General features: G+C 68.5%; 20 protein-coding genes. 13 read left to right on the forward strand and 7 right to left on the reverse strand.

What is annotated here, in order from left to right; translation table 11 throughout:
- Positions 1-36 precede the first annotated feature (36 nt).
- The 9 genes from CNE_RS28320 to CNE_RS28360 all read left to right on the forward strand — a co-directional run bounded on the left by CNE_RS28320 (position 37) and on the right by CNE_RS28360 (position 9,335).
- A complete protein-coding gene (locus CNE_RS28320) occupies positions 37-990 on the forward strand; it encodes a PDR/VanB family oxidoreductase (RefSeq protein WP_013953725.1) in 954 nt (317 codons plus the stop codon).
- Between the two features lie 103 nt (positions 991-1,093).
- Entirely contained in the window at positions 1,094-1,558 is a 465-nt protein-coding gene (locus tag CNE_RS28325) for an SRPBCC family protein (RefSeq protein ID WP_013953726.1), read from the forward strand.
- Entirely contained in the window at positions 1,539-1,895 is a 357-nt protein-coding gene (locus CNE_RS28330) for an ArsR/SmtB family transcription factor (protein WP_013953727.1), read from the forward strand. Before CNE_RS28325 ends, CNE_RS28330 begins: the two co-directional genes overlap by 20 nt.
- 248 nt (positions 1,896-2,143) lie before the next feature.
- Positions 2,144-3,358, forward strand: coding sequence for an efflux RND transporter periplasmic adaptor subunit (locus CNE_RS28335; protein ID WP_041228712.1), 1,215 nt, complete (start codon positions 2,144-2,146; stop codon positions 3,356-3,358).
- Between the two features lie 10 nt (positions 3,359-3,368).
- Entirely contained in the window at positions 3,369-4,061 is a 693-nt protein-coding gene (locus CNE_RS28340) for an ABC transporter ATP-binding protein (RefSeq protein ID WP_013953729.1), read from the forward strand.
- Between the two features lie 6 nt (positions 4,062-4,067).
- Complete coding sequence (locus tag CNE_RS28345; protein ID WP_013953730.1) at positions 4,068-5,222, forward strand: ABC transporter permease; 1,155 nt, start codon at positions 4,068-4,070, stop codon at positions 5,220-5,222.
- Between the two features lie 15 nt (positions 5,223-5,237).
- On the forward strand, positions 5,238-6,404 hold the full coding sequence (locus tag CNE_RS28350; protein ID WP_013953731.1) for an ABC transporter permease: 1,167 nt from the start codon (positions 5,238-5,240) through the stop codon (positions 6,402-6,404).
- Positions 6,405-6,580: 176 nt separating this feature from the next.
- On the forward strand, positions 6,581-7,771 hold the full coding sequence (gene gltS / locus CNE_RS28355) for a sodium/glutamate symporter (RefSeq protein ID WP_013953732.1): 1,191 nt from the start codon (positions 6,581-6,583) through the stop codon (positions 7,769-7,771).
- Position 7,772: 1 nt separating this feature from the next.
- On the forward strand, positions 7,773-9,335 hold the full coding sequence (locus CNE_RS28360) for a TAXI family TRAP transporter solute-binding subunit (RefSeq protein ID WP_013953733.1): 1,563 nt from the start codon (positions 7,773-7,775) through the stop codon (positions 9,333-9,335).
- Positions 9,336-9,355: 20 nt separating this feature from the next.
- On the opposite strand, the gene CNE_RS28365 is transcribed toward CNE_RS28360, so the two are convergent.
- Positions 9,356-10,165 carry a CDP-diacylglycerol diphosphatase gene (locus tag CNE_RS28365; RefSeq protein WP_013953734.1) on the reverse strand — a complete coding sequence of 270 codons (810 nt, stop codon included), beginning with the start codon at positions 10,163-10,165 and terminating at the stop codon, positions 9,356-9,358.
- Positions 10,153-10,386 (reverse strand): hypothetical protein, encoded by a 234-nt coding sequence (locus CNE_RS28370; RefSeq protein WP_010810991.1) that lies wholly within the window; start codon positions 10,384-10,386, stop codon positions 10,153-10,155. Before CNE_RS28370 ends, CNE_RS28365 begins: the two co-directional genes overlap by 13 nt.
- Before the next feature lie 153 nt (positions 10,387-10,539).
- Between CNE_RS28370 and CNE_RS28375 the strand changes: the two genes are divergently transcribed.
- Positions 10,540-11,025 carry a DM13 domain-containing protein gene (locus tag CNE_RS28375; protein ID WP_013953735.1) on the forward strand — a complete coding sequence of 162 codons (486 nt, stop codon included), beginning with the start codon at positions 10,540-10,542 and terminating at the stop codon, positions 11,023-11,025.
- A gap of 173 nt (positions 11,026-11,198) precedes the next feature.
- On the opposite strand, the gene CNE_RS28380 is transcribed toward CNE_RS28375, so the two are convergent.
- Positions 11,199-12,269: a porin gene (locus CNE_RS28380; protein ID WP_041228713.1), complete on the reverse strand. Its 1,071-nt coding sequence runs from the start codon at positions 12,267-12,269 to the stop codon at positions 11,199-11,201.
- Between the two features lie 310 nt (positions 12,270-12,579).
- Here CNE_RS28380 and CNE_RS28385 point away from each other — a divergent pair, with 310 nt between their 5' ends.
- Positions 12,580-15,207, forward strand: coding sequence for a penicillin-binding protein 1A (locus CNE_RS28385; RefSeq protein ID WP_013953736.1), 2,628 nt, complete (start codon positions 12,580-12,582; stop codon positions 15,205-15,207).
- Positions 15,208-15,263: 56 nt separating this feature from the next.
- Here the strand turns inward: CNE_RS28385 and CNE_RS28390 are convergent, their stop codons facing one another.
- The 4 genes from CNE_RS28390 to CNE_RS28405 all read right to left on the reverse strand — a co-directional run bounded on the left by CNE_RS28390 (position 15,264) and on the right by CNE_RS28405 (position 18,966).
- Entirely contained in the window at positions 15,264-15,665 is a 402-nt protein-coding gene (locus tag CNE_RS28390) for a type II toxin-antitoxin system VapC family toxin (RefSeq protein ID WP_013953738.1), read from the reverse strand.
- Entirely contained in the window at positions 15,665-15,907 is a 243-nt protein-coding gene (locus CNE_RS28395) for an antitoxin (protein WP_013953739.1), read from the reverse strand. Before CNE_RS28395 ends, CNE_RS28390 begins: the two co-directional genes overlap by 1 nt.
- A gap of 133 nt (positions 15,908-16,040) precedes the next feature.
- Complete coding sequence (locus tag CNE_RS28400) at positions 16,041-17,363, reverse strand: DUF1501 domain-containing protein (protein ID WP_013953740.1); 1,323 nt, start codon at positions 17,361-17,363, stop codon at positions 16,041-16,043.
- 13 nt (positions 17,364-17,376) lie between these two features.
- Positions 17,377-18,966: a DUF1800 domain-containing protein gene (locus CNE_RS28405; protein ID WP_013953741.1), complete on the reverse strand. Its 1,590-nt coding sequence runs from the start codon at positions 18,964-18,966 to the stop codon at positions 17,377-17,379.
- 198 nt (positions 18,967-19,164) lie between these two features.
- Between CNE_RS28405 and CNE_RS28410 the strand changes: the two genes are divergently transcribed.
- Together CNE_RS28410 and CNE_RS28415 are read left to right on the forward strand one after the other, a co-directional pair.
- Positions 19,165-20,088 carry a DMT family transporter gene (locus tag CNE_RS28410; RefSeq protein WP_013953743.1) on the forward strand — a complete coding sequence of 308 codons (924 nt, stop codon included), beginning with the start codon at positions 19,165-19,167 and terminating at the stop codon, positions 20,086-20,088.
- Complete coding sequence (locus CNE_RS28415) at positions 20,072-20,836, forward strand: AraC family transcriptional regulator (protein ID WP_013953744.1); 765 nt, start codon at positions 20,072-20,074, stop codon at positions 20,834-20,836. Before CNE_RS28410 ends, CNE_RS28415 begins: the two co-directional genes overlap by 17 nt.
- The last annotated feature ends 257 nt before the right edge of the window (positions 20,837-21,093 follow it).

Below are 21,093 nucleotides of genomic sequence, written 5' to 3' on the forward strand. Positions count from 1 at the left end.
GATTTCCCTGCTTTTCCTGAATTCCGAGGTACCGCCATGACTGACACGCTCCGCGTGCGCGTCGGCCGCGTCGAGCCGCTGGCCGCCGGCATCAAGCGCTTCACCCTGCAACCCTGCGAAGGCGGCGCGCTGCCCGCCTTCGACAGCGGCAGCCACGTGGTCGTCCATATGGACGGCGGCCGGCTGCGCAACGCCTATTCGCTGACCAGCACGCTGGGCGAGCCCGGCCACTACCAGATCGCGGTGCGGCTGGAAGAGGCTTCGCGCGGCGGCTCGCGCTATATGCACGAGCAGGTCAGCGAAGGCGACGAACTGCATATCGGCGCTCCCGGCAACCTGTTCAGCCTGGACCACGGCGCCCGCCGCCACCTGCTGATCGCCGGCGGCATCGGCATCACGCCCTTCATGACGCATATCCAGGCGCTGGCCGCGCGCGGCGCGGCGTTCGAACTGCACTACTGCTTCCGCAACGCCCAGTCCGCCGCCTTCCTGGACGTGCTGCCCGCCACGCTGCAGCCCGGCCAGCTTCACCTGTACGAGAGCGACAGCGGCACCATGCTCGACCTCGCCGCGCTGATCGCCGCGCAGCCTGCCGACACGCACGTCTATGTCTGCGGCCCGGTGCCGCTGAACGACGCCGTGGTCAACGCCGCGCGCGCCGCGGGCTGGGACGCGGGGCGCATCCACTTCGAGCAGTTCCGCAACGAGGTCGACGCCACCGGCGGCGCCTTCGAGGCCGTGCTGCAGAAGAGCGGGCTGACGCTGCAGGTCGGCGCCGACGAACCGCTGCTGCGCGCCATCGAGAAGGCGGGTATCAAGGTGGACTGCATGTGCCGCGAAGGCATCTGCGGCTCCTGCGAGACCGCCATCGTCGAAGGGCAGGCCGATCACCGCGACCAGTACCTGTCGGATGCCGAAAAGGCCGCGCAGAAGACGATGATGCTGTGCGTGTCGCGCTGCAAGGGCCAGCGGCTGGTGCTGGACCTCTGAGCATACCGCGGTCATTCGCAACCTTTTGGTTGCATTTCCCCGTCCGGTCTCCTAACATGCCACCACGAAGTTGCCTATTCATGCGTGAACAAGGAGACCGGACATGGCTTCATCCACCGACCGCATCGAGCGCAGCGTCCTGCTGGCCGCCCCCATCGAACGCGTCTGGCACGCGCTGGCCGACGCCGACACCTTCGGCAGCTGGTTTGGCGTGAAATTCGACGGCGTGACCTTCGCACCCGGTCAGCGGGCCGTGGGCAGCATCACCTATCCCGGCTATGAATACCTGAAGTTCGACGTAGAGGTCGAACGCATGGAGCCGCCCCGGCTGTTGTCCTGGCGCTGGCATCCGGCGCCAATGGAGCGCGGCCGCGACTATTCGGCCGAACCGCCCACGCTGGTGGTGTTCGAGCTGAAGGAAGCCGAAGGCGGCACGCTGCTGACCGTGGTCGAATCCGGCTTCGACCAGATCCCGCCCGAACGCCGCATGGAGGCCTTCCGCATGAACAGCGGCGGCTGGGACGGGCAAATGGAAAATGTCCGGAAGCATGTCAGCGGCGCAGCCTGAAACCTCCCCCGCGCTGGAACTGCGCGATGCCGCGACCGTCTTCGCCGCGCTTGGCGACGAAACCCGGCTGCGGCTGGTGGCAGCGCTGTGCGCGGGCGGCACGATGTCGATCGCGCAGCTGACCGCGGGCAGCGCCATGACGCGCCAGGCGGTCACCAAGCACCTGCAGGTGCTGGCGCAGGCCGGGCTGGTGCGCGACAGCCGCGCCGGCCGCGAGCGCCTGTGGCAGTTCGAGCCCGGCCAGGTCGAAGCCGCGCGCCGGTCGCTGGAAGCGATCGGGCGGCAATGGGATTTCGCGCTGGCGAAGCTGAAGCTGGCGGTGGAGACCAGTCACTAGCTGACAACGTTGATTGCGCAGCCGGTTTGCTCCCCTCTCCCGCCTGCGGGAGAGGGGCAGAGGGTGGGGGAAGGCGCTGGCAAACCACCGGCTGTACTCCGTGGATGCTCCGGCCCTCACCCTAGCCCTCTCCCGCAAGCGGGAGAGGGAGCAAACAAGTGGTTCTACTCCCGCTCGCTGACCATGGACACCCTTTCACTCGCCGCTATACTGGGAGCCCCGCCCATCACAGCGAGAGGAAGCGCGCAGTGGCTGACCATGATCTGTCCAGGCTGAAAATCGACCGCGGCGCCGCCGCGGCCGGCGCCAGCATCCGCCCCCGGCGCAGGTGGCTGCGCTACGCAGTGATCACGCTGGCCGTGCTGGCCCTGGCCGGCATCGCCATGAAGCTGGCCGGGCCGCGGGCGGTGCAGACCGTCACCGTCACCTCCGCCTATCCCACGCAGAATTTCACCGTGCTCAATGCCACCGGCTATGTCGTGCCGCAGCGCAAGGCGGCGGTCGCGTCCAAGGCGCAGGGCCGGCTGGAATGGCTGGGCGTGCTGGAGGGCTCGCATGTGAAGAAGGACGAGATCATCGCACGGCTGGAGAGCAAGGACGTCGCCGCCTCGTTCGCGCAGGCGCAGGCACAGGTCCAGGTGGCGCAGGCCAACCTGGCACTGCAGCAGGCCGAACTGAAGGACGCCGAGGTGAACCTGCGCCGCTCGAAGATCCTGATCGTGCCGAACGCCATCTCTCGCACCCAGTATGACGCCGACGTGGCGCGCTTTGACAAGGCGCGGGCCTCGGTAAACAGTTCGCGTGCGTCGATCGCCTCGGCCCAGGCCAATGCCCGCGCGGCCGAGGTCGCGGTGGAGCAGACCGTGGTGCGCGCGCCCTTCGATGGCGTGGTGCTGGTCAAGCATGCCAACGTGGGCGACAACATCACCCCCTTCTCCGCCGCCGCCGACACCAAGGGCGCGATCGTGACCATCGCCGACATGGAGACGCTGGAGGTGGAAGCCGATGTCGCCGAATCCAATATCGGCAAGATCCGCGCCGCCCAGCCGTGCGAGCTGCTGCTGGATGCGCTGCCGGGATTGCGGCTGGCGGGGCAGGTGTCGCGCATCGTGCCGACGGTGGACCGCTCCAAGGCCACCGTGCTGGTCAAGGTGCGCTTTGTCGACCGCGATGCGCGCGTGCTGCCGGACATGAGCGCCAAGATCGCCTTCCTGTCGCGCGCAGCCTCGGCGCAGGACCGCCAGCCGGTGGTGGCGGTGCAGCCCGCCGCCGTGGTCACGCGCCAGGGCCGGGAGCTGGCCTATGTTGTGAAGGACGGCCGTGCGCATGAGGTGCAGGTCAAGACCGGCGCCAAGCTGGGCGAACTGGTGGCCGTGCAGGGCGTCAAGCCCGGCGACGTGCTGGTGCTTTCGCCGGCCGACAATCTCGGCGACGGCGACCGCATCACCGTGGCCAAGCCGTAGAGAGGACCGCATGAGCGCAGCACCGCTGGTGCAGATCAGCCACGTCGCCAAATCCTACCGGCGCGGCGTGCAGACCGTTCCGGTGCTGACCGATATCTCGCTCGATATCGGCGAAGGCGAATTTGTTGCGCTGATGGGGCCGTCCGGCTCGGGCAAGAGCACGCTGCTGAACCTGATCGCCGGCATCGACCGGCCCGACAGCGGCACGCTGCACGTGGCGGGGCTGGACATCACGCGGCTGCCGGAAGCCGAGCTGGCCGACTGGCGCGCCGCCAACGTCGGCTTTATCTTCCAGTTCTACAACCTGATGCCGGTGCTGACCGCGTTCGAGAACGTGGAGCTGCCGCTGATGCTGACCAGCCTGCCGCGCGCGGAGCGGCGCGCGCGCGTGGAACTGGTGCTGGGCATGGTCAATCTGGCCGACCGCATGAGCCACTACCCGTCGGAGCTGTCGGGCGGCCAGCAGCAGCGCGTGGCGATCGCGCGCGCGCTGATCACCGACCCCGCGCTGATCGTCGCCGACGAGCCCACCGGCGACCTCGACCGCACCTCCGCCGCCGAGATCCTGGCGATGATGCAGCGGCTCAATGCCGATGCCGGCAAGACCATCATCATGGTCACGCACGATGCGCACGCCGCCGCAGCGGCGGGGTCGCTGGTGCACCTGGAGAAGGGGGAGCTGATCCGTGGCGAGATTGCCTAGATCGTCATGTACGCACTCAAGCTGATCACCCGCAATGCACTGCGGCACAAGTTGCGCACCGCGCTGACGGTGTTCGGGCTGGTGATCGCGGTGCTGGCGTTCGGGCTGCTGCAGACGGTGATCGACGCCTGGTATGCGGGCGCGTCTGCGGCGTCCAGCGCGCGTCTGGTGACGCGCAATGCGATCTCGCTGGTGTTTCCGCTGCCGCTGAGCTATGAAAGCCGCATCAAGGGCGTCGACGGCGTGGCCTCGGTGGCGCGCTCCAACTGGTTCGGTGGCGTCTATCGTGATCCCAAGAACTTCTTCGCGCAGTTCGCGGTATCTGACAACTACCTCGACCTCTACCCGGAATTCATCGTGCCCGACCAGCAGCGCGCCGACTACCAGCGCGACCGCAAGGGCGCGCTGGTCGGGCGCCAGCTGGCCGACCAGTTCGGCTTCAAGCTCGGCGACGTGGTCCCGATCAAGGGTACCATCTACCCCGGCACCTGGGAGTTCGTGGTGCGCGGCATCATGGAGGGGCGCGACGAGAGCACTATCACGCGCCAGATGGTGTTCCACTGGGAATACCTGAACGAGACCGTGCGCAAGCGCACCCCGCGCCAGGCCGACCAGGTCGGCGTCTTTGTGCTGGGCGTGGACAACCCCGACAACACCGCCGCGATCTCGCGCAATGTCGATGCGGTGTTCCGCAATTCGCTGGCAGAAACGCTGACTGAGACCGAGCAGGCCTTCCAGCTGGGCTTTGTCGCCATGTCCAACCAGATCATCGCGGCGATCCGCGTGGTGTCCTACGTGGTGATCGTGATCATCATGGCGGTGATGGCCAACGCCATGGCGATGAGCGCACGCGAGCGCACCGTGGAATACGCCACGCTCAAGGCGCTGGGCTTCGGCCCCGGCTTCCTGGCGCTGCTGGTGTTCGGCGAGTCGCTGGCGATCTGCGTGGCCGGCGGCGCGCTCGGCATGCTGGCGACGCCGCCGGTGGCAAGCGCCTTCAAGCAGGCCGTGGGCGGCGTGTTCCCGGTCTTCACCGTGTCGCCCCAGACCATGCAGCTGCAGGCGGCCTGCGCGCTGGCGGTGGGCGTGTTTGCCGGCATCGTGCCGGCGGTGCAGGCTGCGCGCGTGCGCATCGTCGAGGGCCTGCGGGCCATCGGCTAGCGCACGGAGGCTGACGTGGCGATCCCGCTGACCTATATCGCGCGCAACCTGTGGGCCAGGCGCCTGACCACCGCCCTGACCGCGGGCGGGCTGGCGCTGGTGGTCTTTGTTTTTGCCACCATGCTGATGCTGGACGCCGGCCTGAAGAAGACCCTGGTCACCACCGGCGAGCAGAACAACGTGGTAGTGATCCGCAAGGGTGCCGAGACCGAGATCCAGAGCGCGGTCGCCCGCGACCAGGCCAGCATCATGGAGATGCACCCGGCCGTGGCCATGAGCGGCGCGGGCCGGCCGCTGGCCTCGCGCGAGGCGGTGGTGCTGATCTCGCTCACCAAGACCAGCACCGGGCAGCCGTCCAACGTGGTGATCCGCGGCATCTCGCCGCCGGGCATGGACCTGCGCCCGCAGGTGCGGCTGGTGGCCGGGCGCATGTTCCGGCCGGGCTCGTCCGAAATCATCGTCGGTAGCAGCATCGCCAGCGGCTTTGCCGGGGTGCAGATCGGCGAGCACCTGCGCTTTGCCCAGCGCGACTGGACCGTGGTCGGCCACTTCGACGCCGGCGGCAGCGGCTTCGACTCCGAGATCTGGGGCGACGTGGACCAGCTGATGCAGTCGTTCCGGCGCAATGCGTATTCGTCGATGGTGGTGCGGCTGGCGGATACGGCGCTGTTCGACCGCTTTCGCGCCGATATCGACGTCGACCCGCGGCTGGCGGACGAGGCCAAGCGCGAGCAGACCTTCTACAGCGACCAGTCCAAGGCGCTGTCCAGCTTTATCAATATCCTGGGCTTCACGCTGTCCACCATCTTCTCGGTCGCGGCGATGATCGGCGCCATGATCACCATGTACGCCTCGGTGGCCAACCGCGTGGCGGAGATCGGCACGCTGCGCGCGCTGGGCTTCAAGCGCGTCAACGTGCTGGCCGCCTTCCTGATCGAAGCCGCGCTGCTCGGGCTGGTGGGCGGTATCGCGGGGCTGGCATGCGCCGCGCTGATGCAGTTCGCCTCGTTCTCGACCACCAACTTTCAGACCTTCGCGGATCTTTCGTTCCGCTTCATCCTGACCCCGGCCATCGCGCTGCAGACGCTGGCGTTCTCGATGGTGATGGGGCTGGCAGGCGGCTTCCTGCCGGCGGTGCGCGCGGCGCGGATGAATATCGTGGACGCGTTGCGGGCGCGCTGAGCCGACGCCCGGGGCGGCCCCCGTCCCATCCTTTCCTTGCCTTATTCCACCCGCGCGTCTACAACCCGTAGTGATGCATCCTCCCCGTCAGGCACTGCCGGCGGCCAGTGCACCCCCGGCACGGCCAGCGGCGCCCGATGGCATTACCCCGCAACCCTCTCCGCCAGGACGGCCCGATGAACCTCGACCTGCTGAGTTCGCTGCTGACTGCCGTCGTGGTGCTGCTGATCGGCACGCTGGTCAACCGCAGCGTCGGCGTGCTGGCGCGCTACAACATTCCCGACCCTGTCACCGGCGGGCTGCTGTTCGCGATCCTCGCCTCCGTGGCGCTGGCGGCAGCGGACTTCCGCGTGGTAATCGATCCCGGCATGAAGCCGGTGCTGCTGCTGATGTTCTTCGGCGGCGTCGGGCTCTGCGCCGACCTGCGCATGCTCAAGCGCGGCGGCAAGGCGCTGGTGATCTTCCTGATCATCCTGCTGCCCTATATCTTGGTGCAGAACGTGGTAGGCGTGGCCATGGCCCGGACGCTGGACCTGCATCCCATCTTCGGGCTGGTGAGCGGATCGATCACGCTGGTGGGCGGCCACGGCACCGGTGCCGCCTATGCCGAGCGCTTTGCCGAGGTCAACAACCTGCAGGCGGTGATGGACCTGTCGATGACGGTGGCCACCATCGGCCTGATCGTGGGCGGCATCATCGGCGGCCCGGTGGCGCAATACCTGATCTCGCACTACAAGCTGCGCTCGACCGCGCGCGAGGCCGGCGACACCGAGGAAGAAGCCGCCGCCATCTCGCCCATCACCACCGTCGGTGCGCTGGCGGCGCTGGCCGGCATGCTGGCCGCGGTGATCGGCGGGCGCTGGATCGCCGCGCAGATGCCCGCTGGCCCCATCACCATCCCCGGCTTTCTGTGGTGCATGATGCTCGGCATCGCCATCCGCAACCTGCTGCCCTTTATCGGGCTGCGCTTTGACGACCGCGCCACCGACCTGATCACCAATGTCTGCCTGTCGCTGTTCCTGGTAATGACCATGATGGCACTGGACCTGGCCGAGGTGGCGCTGTCCGCAGGCCCCTTCCTGCTGATCATCGCCATGCAGGTGGTCTTCATCATTCTCTATGTGGTGCTGGTGTGCTTCCGCTTCATGGGGCGCGACTACGAGGCCGCGGTCACCTCGGCTGCCTTTATCGGCTTCAACATGGGATCGACCGCCACCGCCATGGCCAATATGCGCGCCATCACGTCCCGCTACGGGCCGGCACCCACCAGCTACCTGATCACGCCGCTGGCCGGCGCGTTCTTCGTCGACCTGATGAACGCCTTCGTGCTGACCATGCTGCTGGCATTGCCGCTGATCGGAGGCTGACATGCGCCGCGCCCTCCTCACCCTTCTCTTTGCCTTGCTGGCCAGCGCCTGGCTGGCAGGCTGCGGCGGCGGCCCGCCCGCCGACGGCATCCGCACCGGCATCAACGAGCGGCTGGCGCAGGCGCTGCCGCCGGGCACGGTGGAACTGGCCGGCCTGGACCGGCGCGGCTCGCAGGCCGACACCAAGGCCCCGGCCGGCGAGACCCGCCGCGTGGTGTATTTCGATGCGGAACTGAAACTGCTGCGCGACTACGACTTCGGCGCGTGGGACTCGCCCGGCGTGGCCGGGCTGGTGTCGGCACTGGGCGCGGGCCCGCGCGGCATCACCGGCATCACCAGCGGCGGCAACAAGGCCGGCGACATCATCCGCGCGCATGGCACGGCGCTGTACCGGCGCGACGCCGAGCGCTGGGTCGGCGTGCTGCCGGCCGGCTACCGCCCCGCGGAAGCCCCGGCCGTCGCCGCCGATGCGCAAAGGGGCCCGGCGGCGATCCTGGACGCGATGCGCAAGGTGATCGAGTCCGTGCAGAAGGATGCCTCGCCGGCACAGCGCGCCGTGATCGAGCAGGAACTGACCACCGCGCACGCCAACATCCGCGCGCGGCTGGCACGGGTCAACGAGGGCTATGCCATTGCCGCCGGCGCCGAACACGGCCAGTACCTGCGCTTTGCGAAGGCGCTGGTGGACGGGGCGCGCGTGCGCGCGATCCCACTGGTCACGCACGGCGGAGAAGAGAACCTGCGGCTGCTGCGCGCCGGCAAGGTCTCGGTGGCGCTGGCGCAGGGCGATGCGGCGCTGGAAGCCTACGAGGGCAAGGGCGCGTTTGCCGCCGACGGCCCGCAAGCCTCGCTGCGCGCCATCGGCAGCCTCTACCCCGAGCCCGTGCACGTGCTGGTGCGCGACGCCGATCCCGCCCGCTCGGTATCCGAGCTGCGCGGCAAGCGCATCGCCGTGGGCGAGCGCGGCTCAGCCTCGCGCGTGACCGCGCTGCGCGTGCTGGCAGCGCACGGCCTGACCGACAAGGACTTCAAGGCCGAGGAAGTCGGGCTGAGCACCGGGCTGGTGGCGCTGCGCCAGAACCAGGTCGACGCGGTGATCCAGGTGATCGGCGTGCCGGCCGACAGCATCCGCGACGCGCTGGGCGAAATGCCGCTGCGGCTGCTGCCGCTGGATGAACGGGTCATCACCGCGATGGTTGGGCAGAAAGCGGGCTATTTCAGCGCCACCATCGCGCCGGGCACCTATCCCGGCCTGCACACGCCGGTACGCACCATCGCCACGGCGGCGATCCTGGTGACCGGGCCGGACCTGTCCGATACCGAAGTGGCCGAGCTGACGCGGCTGGTCTACCGCCACGGGCGCGACTTTGTCGCCCGCGGCAGCGCCCAGGGCGCACAGATCGCCGTGGCAACGGCGCGTGAAGGGCTGATGATCCCGCAGCACCTGGCGGCGGCCAAGGCGCTGGACGCGCTGGCGACACCCGGCGGGACGCCCGCCAAGCCCGGCGGAATGCCCGCGAAGCCCGTTGAAACGCCTGCGGCTTCGGGCACCCGGACGCAGTGAGGCCCGGCGCTGGCCGCCGATCAGCCCGGCGCGCTCGACAAGCCTTCGGCCAGCCGGCAGCGCCGGTCCAGGAAATCGCTGGCGTGGCCGTTGCTGCCAGCCGCCGTGTCGACGGGCTGGTCGATCACGACAAAGCCTGCCCCGCCCTGCCGTTCCTGCACATAGGTGACAAAGATGCCACGGTCCGGTGGCGCTGCGGCGGCGCTCCCCCTGGTGCCGTCACGCACAAGCTGGAAAGGGTCGACCGCCAGCCGCGGCGCGCCGGCCGGCACAAAGATCGCGCGCACCGGCTTGCCCTCGAGCCGCAGCGCAGTCCAGCCGGTGCCGATCGGCCCGGCCGCGCCATTGACCACGGCGCGCGCGGCCGCGCTGATGCAATCGAGATGGATATGCAGCTGGTCCTGGCTGCGCGAGGCGCGGGAATTGATCGCCAGGCCCAGCATGTCGTCAGGCACGGCCTTGCCAAGCGAGCGGCCAACGATGCCGCGCGCGGCCCAGCCGAAGGCCCAGGGGTTGGCGCCTGCGCCGTCCCAGGCTTTGGCATCGTCGATGCCGGTCACCGTCCGTGCCGGGATCACCAGGTAATGCGACTTGCCAATCGCGTCCTTGTAGAGCACCAGTCCCTGGGACCGGTCCACTTGCGCGCAATCGGGATGCGCCGCCGCAGTATTGCCAAGGCAGCGCTGCTGCACGTTGCGCCACAAGCCATCGCGACCGCCCGACAGGAAGCCGACGACGTTTTCGGCGGTGCAGCCGGCCAGGGCCAGGATGGCCGCCAGCCACAACGCGGGGGCACCGCGCCAACCGCGTGCCGGCTTCAGCGCCGGCACGAAACTCCGTAGAAAGTCCCGGCGCGTGGATTAGACACCACATAGGCGTGGCGCTGCGCCCAGAACTGCGCGGTACGGAAGGCCTCGGCCTCGCGCTCGCTCCAGTCCGTTGCAAGCAACGGCAGAGCCTCGGCATCGGTGGTGAGATAGACGCGCGCCTGATAGCGGGCGGATTGCAGCGTGCCGGTACGGATGGTGCGGATCGTGACGTGGAGGGTCATAGGCAGCTTCTCGACAAGGCGACTACCAAATCATAACCACTTCCGTGTGTTGGATTGGTGAAACCGTTGCGAATGTGCTAAGGCACCACAGATCTGTCAGGATCCGGCCCCGGCATCGACTTACCCGCATCCTCATGCCTTCGGGAGAAAAACATGCCGGCCAACCCGCTCCGCAAGCCCGCCATCCTTGTGCTGACCCATCTTGCCGCGCTGGCCGTGGGCTTTGGTGCGGGCATCTATGTCTTGCCGATCCTGACGGAACAGGCCGGGGCCAGTGCCGAGCAAGTGCAGATTGTGGCACAACAGTCGCGCTACACCGGCACCTTCCGCAAAGACCTGGCGGGGAGCGACGCGTTGCACTGGGCCAGCGGCCAGCTCCATGTTTCGCCGCACGCGCTTGCCTTTGAAGGCAGCGTTGCGCCGGGGCCGGATTATCGGATCTACCTGGCGCCGGAGTTTGTCGACAACAAGGAGGCCTTCCTTCGGATCAAGGACCGGTCGCTGCAGGTTGGTGAGCTGAAGACCTTTGGCAACTTCACCGTGGCGTTGCCGGCTGGCGTGGATCCGGCGCGGTATGGGGCGGTGGTGATCTGGTGTGAGAGGTTTGGGCAGTTTATTGGGGCGGCGGGGTATCAGTAGTCATCGCCAACAAAAACACCCCGCAACCAAGGGCGAGGACCAGAGAAAAAAGAGCCGATCAAACCAACCGGCCCAACGAACCCCGCAATGCAATCCGCAGGTGTCGATATGACAGTTAATCGCCCACCCATGCAGGCATCACCCCCTGCCAGGCGGGCATCAGGCGATTACGCTCAGAAGCGATGACGCAGGCCAACGGTAGCACCAGTCTGGTTCTCACCAGCCACCACCGTACCAACCCCATTCAAGCCCAGCGCCGAACCCGACTTGTTCTTCGAGTAGCCAACATTCAGGTACACATCCGTACGCTTGGACAGCGAGTAGTCCGCCGACAGCACGAACATCCACGGATCCGCATCGCTATTGCGGGTGTCGTTGTAGTAGGCCGCGCCGGTAAGCTGGAAGGCAGGCGTGAAGCGGTACTGCGCGCCAGCCCAGTACACGTTGCTGCGGGTCGAAGCGGCGCTGGCGCTCGACACGCCGTCGTCCTTCAGCCAGCGGTAGCCGGCAAACACCTTGGCGTCGCCGAAGGCATAGGCGGTACCCACCGCGGCGCGCTTGGCGGCACGGTCCTGCAGCGCCACGGTGGCGCCCTGGTACTGGTCGTAAGCCGCGCCGACCGAGAAGCCGCCCGCGGCGTACGACAGGCCGCCGCCGAAGTTGCGCGCGACCTTGGGCTCGCCCGGGACTTCGCCGTTGTTGTCGCGGCCGAAGCTGTAGAAGCCGGTGGCGGTCAGGCCGCCGAACTTGCCGGTGTACTTGATGGCGTTGTCGGCGCGGCCGTTGAAGGCCGAGTCAACGCTGTTCAGCGAGTAGCGCGGGCCCACGCCCATCGGGTCGAAGGCGCCGAACAGGTCGTACAGCGAATTCTGCTGGCGGCCCAGCGTGACCGCGCCCCAGCCGCCCTGCAGGCCGACGTAGGCCTGGCGGCCGAACAGGCGGTTGCCCTGGCCCGAGGTGCCGGTATCGATGTCGAACCCGCTCTCCAGCACGAAGATACCCTTCAGGTCGCCGCCCAGGTCTTCGGTGCCGCGCAGGCCCCAGCGCGAGCCGGACAAGTTGCCAGAGTTCAGGCGCGTTGCCGTACCCTGGGCGCCGTTGCTGCCCGGCACGTGGCTGATCACTTCGACGCCGGCATCGACGATGCCGTAAAGCGTAACGTTCGACGCGGACTGGGCCGACGCCACCCCGGATACGGCCGACGCAGCCGCTGCTGCCGTCATTGCAAGGAGAGCTTTCTTCACTGTAATTTCTCTGTGTTCTGTTTGAGGCACGACACCGCGCCGGACCCAGGCCGGGTCGGCAAGGCCAACCCGGTCCAGCCGGGCAACCCGGCAACGGCGCATCGTCCGCACAAGTTGCGGACTCGGCATTGTCGCGGCGCAATATGAAACCTTTGTGACCCATGCTTTGCAGCAGGAAGTGGCGGATAGCCGCAAATGGGGGTTTTCCCTGTAACCAAGGGGAACGTTTTGGTACGATGCATGCTTTTCCGACGACGGTAATGCCAGTGCCCCGTGCCGCCATGTGCCTGTGCCTCGACCGCTTCGCCTCATGAGGCTGGCTGAGATCAAGACCCGGCTTGCCCCGCTGCTCGCCTCGCTGCAGGCTTCATTGCCTGCCCCCCTCCAGCAACGCCTGTCAGGCATGGCCGCGCGCCTTGCACGCGCCGGCCTGACCCGGCCCGGGTCACTGCGCCCCACGCGGTGCGGCGTGCTGGCGGGCCTGGCCGCCATCCCGGCCGCCTTCCTGCTCTATGTGCTGGTCCTGATCCCGTTCACGCCGGGCATCAGCGATATCCGCAAGGCCAAGTCCGAGCAGCCGGCGCAGGTGCTGTCCGCCGACGGCAAGGAGCTGGCGGTGTTCAAGTGGGCCAACCGCGACTGGGTGCCGCTGTCGCAAATCTCGCCCAATGTGGTGGCTGCGCTGATCGCCACCGAAGACCATCGCTTCTACCAGCACCACGGGCTGGACTGGCGCCGGCTGGCCTCGGCCGCGGTGCATACCTTTTCCGGCGACCGCCAGGGCGGGTCCACCATCACCCAGCAGCTGGCACGCAACCTGTATCCCGATGAAATCGGCCGCGCGCCCACGCTGACGCGCAAGCTCAAGGAAGCCATCACCGCGCTGAAGATCGAGGCGCTCTATACCAAGGACGAGATCCTCGAGACCTATCTCAATACCGTGCCGTTCCTGTACAACGCGTTCGGCATCGAGATGGCGGCGCGCACGTACTTCGACCGCCCGGCCCGCTCGCTGGACGTGCTGCAGAGCGCCACGCTGATCGGCATGCTCAAGGGCAACAGCTACTACAACCCGGTACTCAACCCCGAGCGCGCGCTGGACCGGCGCAATATCGTGCTGGGCCAGATGGTCAAGCGCGGCAAGCTGGATGCGGCGCGCTACGAGCAGCTGAAGAAGCGCCCGCTGCGCATCGACTTCGAACGCCAGACCGAGCCGCCCGGCCCCGCGCCGCACTTCGCGCAGCAACTGCGCAAGTGGCTGATCGGCTGGGCCGACCGCAATGGCTACGACATCTACGCCGATGGGCTGGTGGTGCATACCACCATCGACGCCCGCCTGCAGGCCATGGCCACGCAGGCCGTGGTGCAGCAGGGCAACCGGCTGCAGGCTATCGCCAACGCGGCCTGGGCGCCGCGCGCGGGCTGGGCCGCCAACATGCCGCTGGTGCAGGCCTTCGTGCGCGAGACCCCGGAGTACCGTGCCGCCATCGCCGCCGGCACCGCGCCGGAAGAGGCGCTGCGCCATCTGATGTCCGACAATGCCTTCATGCGCGCGCTGCACCAGCAGAAGACGCGCATCCAGGCCGGCTTCCTGGCCATCGACCCGCGCAACGGCGAGATCCGCGCCTGGGTCGGCAGCCGCGACTACACCCAGGACGCGTTCGACCACGTGCAGCAGGCTCGCCGCCAGCCGGGCTCGACCTTCAAGCCCTTTGTCTACGGCGCGGCCTTTGAAGAAGGCAAGACCCCCGACGACACGCTGATGGACCAGCCGGTGGAAATCGAACTGGCCGGCGGCGAGGTCTGGCGCCCCACCGATGAAGGCCGCCCCACCGGCCGCGCCATGTCACTGCGCGACGGCCTGGTCTATTCGCGCAACACCATCACCGCCCAGCTCATGCACGAAGTGGGGCCGTCCCGCGTCGCGCGGCTGGCCCGCGACATGGGCGTGCGCGACAGCCAGCTCGACCTGGTGCCGTCGCTGGCGCTGGGCACCAGCCCGGTCACGCTCAAGGAGATGGTGGCCGCCTACGGCACCATCGCCAACGCCGGCGACTACATCGCGCCCACCATGGTGACGCGCATCGAAGACCGACAGGGCAATGTGCTGCAGGTATTCCGGCCGGCCCGCGCCGAGCACGCGCTGCCCGCCGCCACCACGCAAACCCTGCTCGACGTCATGCGCGACGTGATCGACCGCGGCACCGGCGCCAGCATCCGCTCGCGCTTCGGCATCCGCGCCGACGTGGCCGGCAAGACCGGCACCACCCAGGACAACGCCGACGGCTGGTTCATTCTGATGCATCCGGAACTGGTGGCGGGCGCCTGGGTCGGCTTCAACGACAGCCGCGTCACGCTGCGCAGCGACTACTGGGGCCAGGGTGCGCACAGCGCGCTGCCGATGGTGGGCGACTTCTACCAGCGCGCGCTGCGCTCACGCATCGTCGACGGCCGCGCGCGCTTTGCCGAGCACGAAGAGACCAGCCTGTTCGCATCGCTGGGCACGCAGCTGCGCGGCTGGTTCAACCAGCTGTTCACGCGCGACAAGGCCAGCGAGACCCCGGCGCCGCGCCCGGCACCGCGCCGTCCGGCGCTGCCCGCGCCGGAGGCCGAGGTCGCGCCGCCGGCCGGCACGGCGTCGTCTGCCGCGGGGGATGTCGGCCCGGATGATTCCAGCCTGGCGTTGGACCGGGGGGAGACGGTGATTGCGGTGCCGCCAGATTCTGCTATGGGCACCACTTCGGCAAGCGGAGTGGAAACGCCGGCAGCATCAGCAGCCACGGCGCCGCCTGGCACATCCGTGCGGCCTGCTTATCCGAGCGCGCCCACGGTTCCGGCCGCGCCTGCCAATGCGCCAGTGGCGCCTGCGCCCGCCTCGCCGCCAGTCGATGCCCCTGCGCCGGCAAACGGCACCCCGAACAATTCTGCGCCGGGCTGACGATTTCGCTATTCCCGCCTAGCGTGAGATTGGCGCCTATGCGCTGGCCTGAAGGCCTACTTCAGCCAGTTTTCGCAGCGCAATCCGTCCACGCGAGAAAACTCCCCGATATTGTCGGTCACTAGCACGGCACCCAGCGATAGAGCGTGCGCCGCGATCAGCATGTCATTGGCGCCAATCACCCGTCCGCTGCGTTCCAGTCCTGCGCGCAACTCGCCGTAGCAAGCGTCAGCATCGCCGCCCAGCGGCAAGACACCCAAGCCAGCCAAAGCCTGGCCGACACGTTGGCTCAGCGCCGGAGAGCCTTTCTTGGCAGCTCCGAATCGGAGTTCGGCCGCCACAATGATGGAAGTGCACAGACTGTCAGGCTCGAGCGCGGCAATACGAGCGGCACAGGGTCCGCGGGTATTGCGAATCGCGTCGGAAATGATGTTCGTATCGAGCAGGAACAAGGACATCAGAGGTCGACATCCTCGGCAGGCAGGTTATCGATCGTCGGCCAATCGACGTCGATAGGCTCCCATTGCGCCAGCAAGGAACGCAATGGCATTGCAGCAACCGGCTCGATGATGAGGTGATTCCCTTCGCGGCGCAGAATGGCTTCCTCCCCCGGCAGTTCGAACTCGCGCGGAATCCGGATCGCCTGATTGCGGCCATTGCGAAACAGCCTGACATGGCGGATTTCATCTGTCGTGGTCATCGGGAACTCCTCAGCATATGCCAAAGCATATGCCAAATTGGAGGCAAGTGCAATCAGCCAACTCCTCGTTAGATCATCACTTTTCCCTTAAACCTGGCCCTTGTACTGACATCGGATCCAGTTGCCACGCCATTTACACCAACCCGATATCCCGCCCCCGGACCCCCGGAAACACCTGCGCCAACCGCGCGTCATCCAGCCCGTACAACCTGCGGAAGACCCCGCCCAGCACCGCCCGGTACTCATTGCGCACCGGCCAGTCGCGGTTCTGGTTGAGCGTGGCCTGTTCCACCGCCACCTGCTCGCCAGCAATGCGGCCGCCGCGCACCGCGCCGCCCGCAGCCCAGTAGACCGTGCCGTGGCCGTGGTCGGTGCCGCGCGTGCCGTTCTCGCGGAAGGTGCGGCCGAACTCGGACAGCACCACCACGGTGGTCTTGTCCCATACAGGATCCATCTCGGCGGCGAAAGCAGACAGGCCGCGGCCGAGGTTGTCGAGCAGGCCGGCCAGCTGCCCCTGCGCGCCGCCCTGGTTGACGTGGGTGTCCCAGCCGCCCACGTCGATAAAGCCGAGGTTGAAGCGCTCGCGCATCAGCCCGGCCATGCGCCGGGCCTCGACCTCGAAACCGCGCGCGCTGAGCGAGCGGCGGTTGGCGGCCTGCATTTCCTGCATGCGCGTGACCATGGTGCCGGCGTCGTTGCCCGACATTCCGGGCTGCGGCTGCGCCTGGCGCGCCACCGTTTCGCGTAACTCGAAGCCTTCATCGATCAGCGACTCAAAGCGGGTTCCGCTGTACATCTGCGCCAGCAGCTTCGCCTGGCGCGCATCGAACGGGGTGCGGCCGCTGCCCTTGAGCGAGACATTGGGCACATCGCGCGGGCCGGACAGCACCATCGGCAGGCCGTCGGTGAAGGCCACTGGCGCAGCCTGCCCGCCCATGGCCTGCGCCAGGCGGTTCAGGAAGCCGCTGCCGCGCAGCGAGGCCACGGCCTTGCGGTCCTCGCCCTCGCCGGGCAAGCCGGCCTCGATCCCGTCCTGGGTCTCGAAGTGGCTGCGCGACAGGTCGTGCGTGCCGGCGAACGGCACGAAGGCCAGCTGGCCGCGCTGCCACAACGGCAGCATCGTCGCGGCCAATGCCGGGTGCAGCGCCCAGTCGCCGATGCCACGCGCGGTGCTGTCGGCCGCAAAAGCCGGCGCCAACGCCACCGCCGCGTTGGGGTCAGCGTCCGCACCGGCCACGGGCGGGCGCCGGATGGCGATATTGGGCCGCGCGGCATAATAGAAATCGCTGCCCGCCGGCACCAGCACGCTGGCGGCGTCATAGCCGCCGCGCAGGAACACCAGCAGGAAGCGCGCATCGGCCTGCGCCGGCAGCGCATAGACGCGCGAGGCGATGGCGGGCAGCGCCAGCCCCAGCGTGGCGCCGCCCATCGTTTTCAGCCATTGTCGGCGTTCCATGGTCCGCTCCCTGTCAGCGCTGCATCCACTCGGGCGAACCGAGCAGCACGGTATTCCATTCGGCCTGCGATTCGGCCTGGGCCAGCGCGGCGCGCGTGGCGGGGCCAAGGGTGGCTTCGATGGTGTCGTAGTACAGCTTGTTGCCGATCATCGGGAAGCGCGCGCCGCGCGGCCTCGCGCTATCGCCGGCAAACAGTCCCGCCGGCCCCGAGCCGATCGCGCGGGCGATCTCGAAGCGCCGCACCATCTGGCCCGAGCTGGCCCACGCGCTTTCCGACGACGGATAGCCGTCCGGCGCCACGTGGCCGTAGAGCGGCTCGCCAAGCTGGTTCAGCCAGTTCATCACCGGGCGCAGGTTGGCCACGGGACGGCCTTCATAGGCGAGCCGCATCGACGACACCACATAGACCATCGGATCCTTGAACTTGCGCGTGGGCGCGGCCAGTTGCCGGTCCAGTTCCGGCGCCAGGAACAAGGTGCGCAGCACCGCGGCGATATCGCCATCGGTGCGCGTGAAGGTCTGCGCCATGCGCTCGACCAGCGCCGGCGGCGGGTTGTCGGCGATGAAATAGGCCGCCAGCTTGGCGCTGATATAGCGCGCGGTGGCCGGCTCGCGCGCCAGGATCGACACCGCTCGCGCCACTTCGTCGAAACCGGCCGGCTCGATGCGCTGGCCCAGCAGCGTCTTCGCGCCGAAGTCGTGGCGCGCGGGGTTGAATTCGAACAGGCCCTCACTGCGATACAGCCCCGCGCGCGCCGGCGGCAGCCGCGGCGGCGGCGTGCCGCGCAGGTTGACGCCCACGCCGGTCAGCACGCGCGCCAGCTCCTGCACGTCCTGCTGGGTGTAGCGGGAGCCGCTGGGGCCGCCGGAGACGCCCATGGTATGCAGCTCCATCAGCTCGCGCGCGTAGTTCTCGTTGATGCGGTTGGCGCTGCTCTGGGCATTGTCGAGGTAGACCAGCATGGCCGGCGCGGTCACGTTGGCCATCAGCAGGTCGCGGAAGCGACCGAGCGCGTGCGGGCGGATGGCGCGTTCCTCGTAGTCGGCCAGCAGCAGCCGGACCTGGCCCTTGCCCGAGTAGACGTTGAAATGGTTCATCCAGAACCACGTCATCTGCTCGCGCAGCTGCGCCGGCGAGTACAGCGCGCGCAGCAGGTGGCGCCGCGTGGCATCGGCCACGATCTCGCGGCCCTGCGCGTTCAGCACCTGGCGGGCCTGCTGCTTGCTGTCGTCGTCGGGCAGCGCGTCGATGCGCTGGCGGGCGTCGCGCGCGGCCTGGATCTGCGCGGCGGCGTCGGCCTGCAGGTTGGGCAAGGCTGTGATGGCGGCTGCCAGTTCGGGTGGATCGGCCAGCGGCAGCGTCAGTTGCTGGTCGAGGAAGCCCTTGCGGCCCAGCCTGCGCAGGTCGTCAAGGGTGGCCTGGTCAGCGCCATAGGTGACGGTGTTGAGCCAGCGCAGGTCGGTGGCGGCGGTGCTGCCGCCAGCCTCGGCCGGCACCTGTGCACAGGCGGCCAGGCACGCGGCCAGTGCCAGTGCCGCGGCGGCGCGCCAGGGGGCGAGCCCGCCACGGCGGGGTTGTCTCGAATGCTGCGCCGGATTCATGCCCGCCTCCTCGCCTTTTTCGATCAGACCATCACTATGTTACGTGGCAAGCGCGCATCGGTTGACCCGGAGGCGCTGCGGGAGTGTTACCAATGCTTTCAGCATGCCGATTGCCGGATTTGCCAAGACAGCGGCGCGCGGCCTGGCTAGCCTTGCGCTTTGCCCATCCGATCCCGCCCAGCGGAAACGCCTGCTTGAATGTCGCGCCCCCTGTCCGCTGCCGCCTGGCTGCCCACTGTTGCCTTTGTCCTGATCTGGTCCACCGGCTTTATCGTCGGCAAGGCCATCGTGCCGCTGGCCGATACCAGCCTGTTCCTGCTGGGCCGCTTTGCCGTGGCGGGGCTGATGTTCGTGGCGTGGTCGCTGGCCGCGCGCGCGGCCTGGCCGCCGCTGCGCGAGGCGCCGCGCCACCTGCTGGCCGGCGCGCTGATGCAGGGCATCTACCTGTGCGCCGGCTACGGCGCCGTGGCCAGGGGCCTGCCGCCGGCGATCATGGCCCTGCTGGGCGCGCTGCAGCCGCTGCTGACCGCGCTGCTTGCCATTCCCCTGCTGAAAGAGCTACCTTCCAGGCGGACGTGGCAGGGCCTGGCGCTGGGTGCGCTCGGCGTCGCGCTGGTGGTCGCCCCGGCGGTGCAGGCCGGCATGCACCCGGCCGCGCCGGCCCTGTCGCCCTGGATCGTGCTACTGGGCGTGCTGGCCATTGTCTCCATCACCATGGGAACCCTCTTGCAGAAATCCGCCATTGCCGCCTGTGACCTGCGCGCCAGCTCCGCGTGGCAGAACCTGGGCGCCATGCTGGTAGCCACCGCGATGGTGGGGATCCAGGCCGCCGACGCGCCGTTACACTGGCATGGTGGCGTGGCGCTGTGGGCCGCGCTGGCGTGGGCGGCTATCGGCCTGTCGGGCGCCGGCACCTGGCTGCTGGTCAGCCTGGTGCGGCGCGGCCACGCCGCCAATGCCGCGGCGCTGATGTTCCTGGCGCCGCCGCTGGCCGCGCTGCAGGCCTGGCTGCTGTTCGGCGAACGGCTCGATGCGGTGCAGGCACTGGGCATGGCGGTGGCCGGGGCGGGCGTCTGGCTGTGCCAGACCCCTGGCAGGTTGCGGCATGCCCAAGCCCGCTGAACCCCACGCCTCGCCGCTGGTCGAGCACCGGCGCTACCGCCCGCAGCCGGACGGCCACCAGCACGGCTACCACCAGTTGCTGTTCGGCCTGGCCGGCGCCACCGAACTGGAGATCGACGGCCACGTCTATCGCGTGGATGACCGCACCGGCCTGATCGTGCCAGCCGGCAGTCATCATGAATTCCTGGGCTTCGACGGTAACCTGCAACTGGTGGCGGACTTCCCGGCGCGCTCGGTGGCGCTGCCCGCGCGGCTGATGGCGCGCCCGCGCACGTTTTCGCTGGACGGCGCCTTCGGCAGCCGCGTGCGCGCGCTGGCGGCGTGGCGCGCCGCTGCGGCAGCGCGCGGGCCGCAGACCGACTGGCAGCTGGCGGCCACGCTGGCCGCGGCGCTGGCGGACTGCCTCGGCATGCCCGGCGACGGGCAGGTGTTCCCGCTGATGGCCGTGGATGCCTACCTGCGCGCCAACCTGGCCTCGCCCCTGCGCGTGGCGGAAATCGCCGGGCATTTCGGCTGGAGCGTGCGGCGCTTCCAGACCCTGTTTGCCGAGGCCTTCGGCGATACCCCGCACCGCTACCAGACCCGGCTGCGGCTGGACCGCGCGCTGCAGCTGCTGACGCAATCCACGCTGCCGCTGGCCGAGATCGCGCTGGCGTCAGGCTACCCGGACCAGACCACCTTCACGCGCAGCTTCACGCGGCGCTTCGGACAGCCGCCCGGGGCGTGGCGGGCGGTCGCACGCGGCTAGCCTGCCTGCGCGGTAGGCGATTCCGGCACCGGACTAACCGTGGTGACCCTCTCGCGTCGAGGCGAGTTAGAGGGCGGCGCAGGTTGAACGTGCGGCGTATAAGGCTTCCGCCCCTTGCGAGATCCGAGCGCTTAGCGCCGCATTGATCTGCGTCAGACTTAGATCATGCAGGGAAGCTATTGTGTCAATGAGGGCCCCGCGAGTCCCGATATCGTATCGGACTCAACGGTCTGCTTGCCCAGTTTCCCAGGAGGGCG

The organism is Cupriavidus necator N-1 (assembly GCF_000219215.1).
In the GTDB taxonomy this organism is placed as follows: Bacteria; Pseudomonadota; Gammaproteobacteria; order Burkholderiales; family Burkholderiaceae; genus Cupriavidus; species Cupriavidus necator.

What these genes read in the sequence shown, in the direction of transcription:
- CNE_RS28345 (WP_013953730.1), top strand. Translation starts at nt 4,068, where the DNA reads ATGTACGCACTCAAGCTGATCACCCGCAATGCACTGCGGCACAAGTTG.
- CNE_RS28340 (WP_013953729.1), top strand. Translation starts at nt 3,369, where the DNA reads ATGAGCGCAGCACCGCTGGTGCAGATCAGCCACGTCGCCAAATCCTAC.
- CNE_RS28370 (WP_010810991.1), bottom strand. Translation starts at nt 10,386, where the DNA reads ATGACCCTCCACGTCACGATCCGCACCATCCGTACCGGCACGCTGCAA.
- CNE_RS28330 (WP_013953727.1), top strand. Translation starts at nt 1,539, where the DNA reads ATGTCAGCGGCGCAGCCTGAAACCTCCCCCGCGCTGGAACTGCGCGAT.
- CNE_RS28360 (WP_013953733.1), top strand. Translation starts at nt 7,773, where the DNA reads ATGCGCCGCGCCCTCCTCACCCTTCTCTTTGCCTTGCTGGCCAGCGCC.
- CNE_RS28385 (WP_013953736.1), top strand. Translation starts at nt 12,580, where the DNA reads ATGAGGCTGGCTGAGATCAAGACCCGGCTTGCCCCGCTGCTCGCCTCG.
- CNE_RS28325 (WP_013953726.1), top strand. Translation starts at nt 1,094, where the DNA reads ATGGCTTCATCCACCGACCGCATCGAGCGCAGCGTCCTGCTGGCCGCC.
- CNE_RS28410 (WP_013953743.1), top strand. Translation starts at nt 19,165, where the DNA reads ATGTCGCGCCCCCTGTCCGCTGCCGCCTGGCTGCCCACTGTTGCCTTT.
- CNE_RS28415 (WP_013953744.1), top strand. Translation starts at nt 20,072, where the DNA reads ATGCCCAAGCCCGCTGAACCCCACGCCTCGCCGCTGGTCGAGCACCGG.
- CNE_RS28395 (WP_013953739.1), bottom strand. Translation starts at nt 15,907, where the DNA reads ATGACCACGACAGATGAAATCCGCCATGTCAGGCTGTTTCGCAATGGC.
- CNE_RS28375 (WP_013953735.1), top strand. Translation starts at nt 10,540, where the DNA reads ATGCCGGCCAACCCGCTCCGCAAGCCCGCCATCCTTGTGCTGACCCAT.
- CNE_RS28400 (WP_013953740.1), bottom strand. Translation starts at nt 17,363, where the DNA reads ATGGAACGCCGACAATGGCTGAAAACGATGGGCGGCGCCACGCTGGGG.
- gltS (WP_013953732.1), top strand. Translation starts at nt 6,581, where the DNA reads ATGAACCTCGACCTGCTGAGTTCGCTGCTGACTGCCGTCGTGGTGCTG.
- CNE_RS28405 (WP_013953741.1), bottom strand. Translation starts at nt 18,966, where the DNA reads ATGAATCCGGCGCAGCATTCGAGACAACCCCGCCGTGGCGGGCTCGCC.
- CNE_RS28390 (WP_013953738.1), bottom strand. Translation starts at nt 15,665, where the DNA reads ATGTCCTTGTTCCTGCTCGATACGAACATCATTTCCGACGCGATTCGC.
- CNE_RS28320 (WP_013953725.1), top strand. Translation starts at nt 37, where the DNA reads ATGACTGACACGCTCCGCGTGCGCGTCGGCCGCGTCGAGCCGCTGGCC.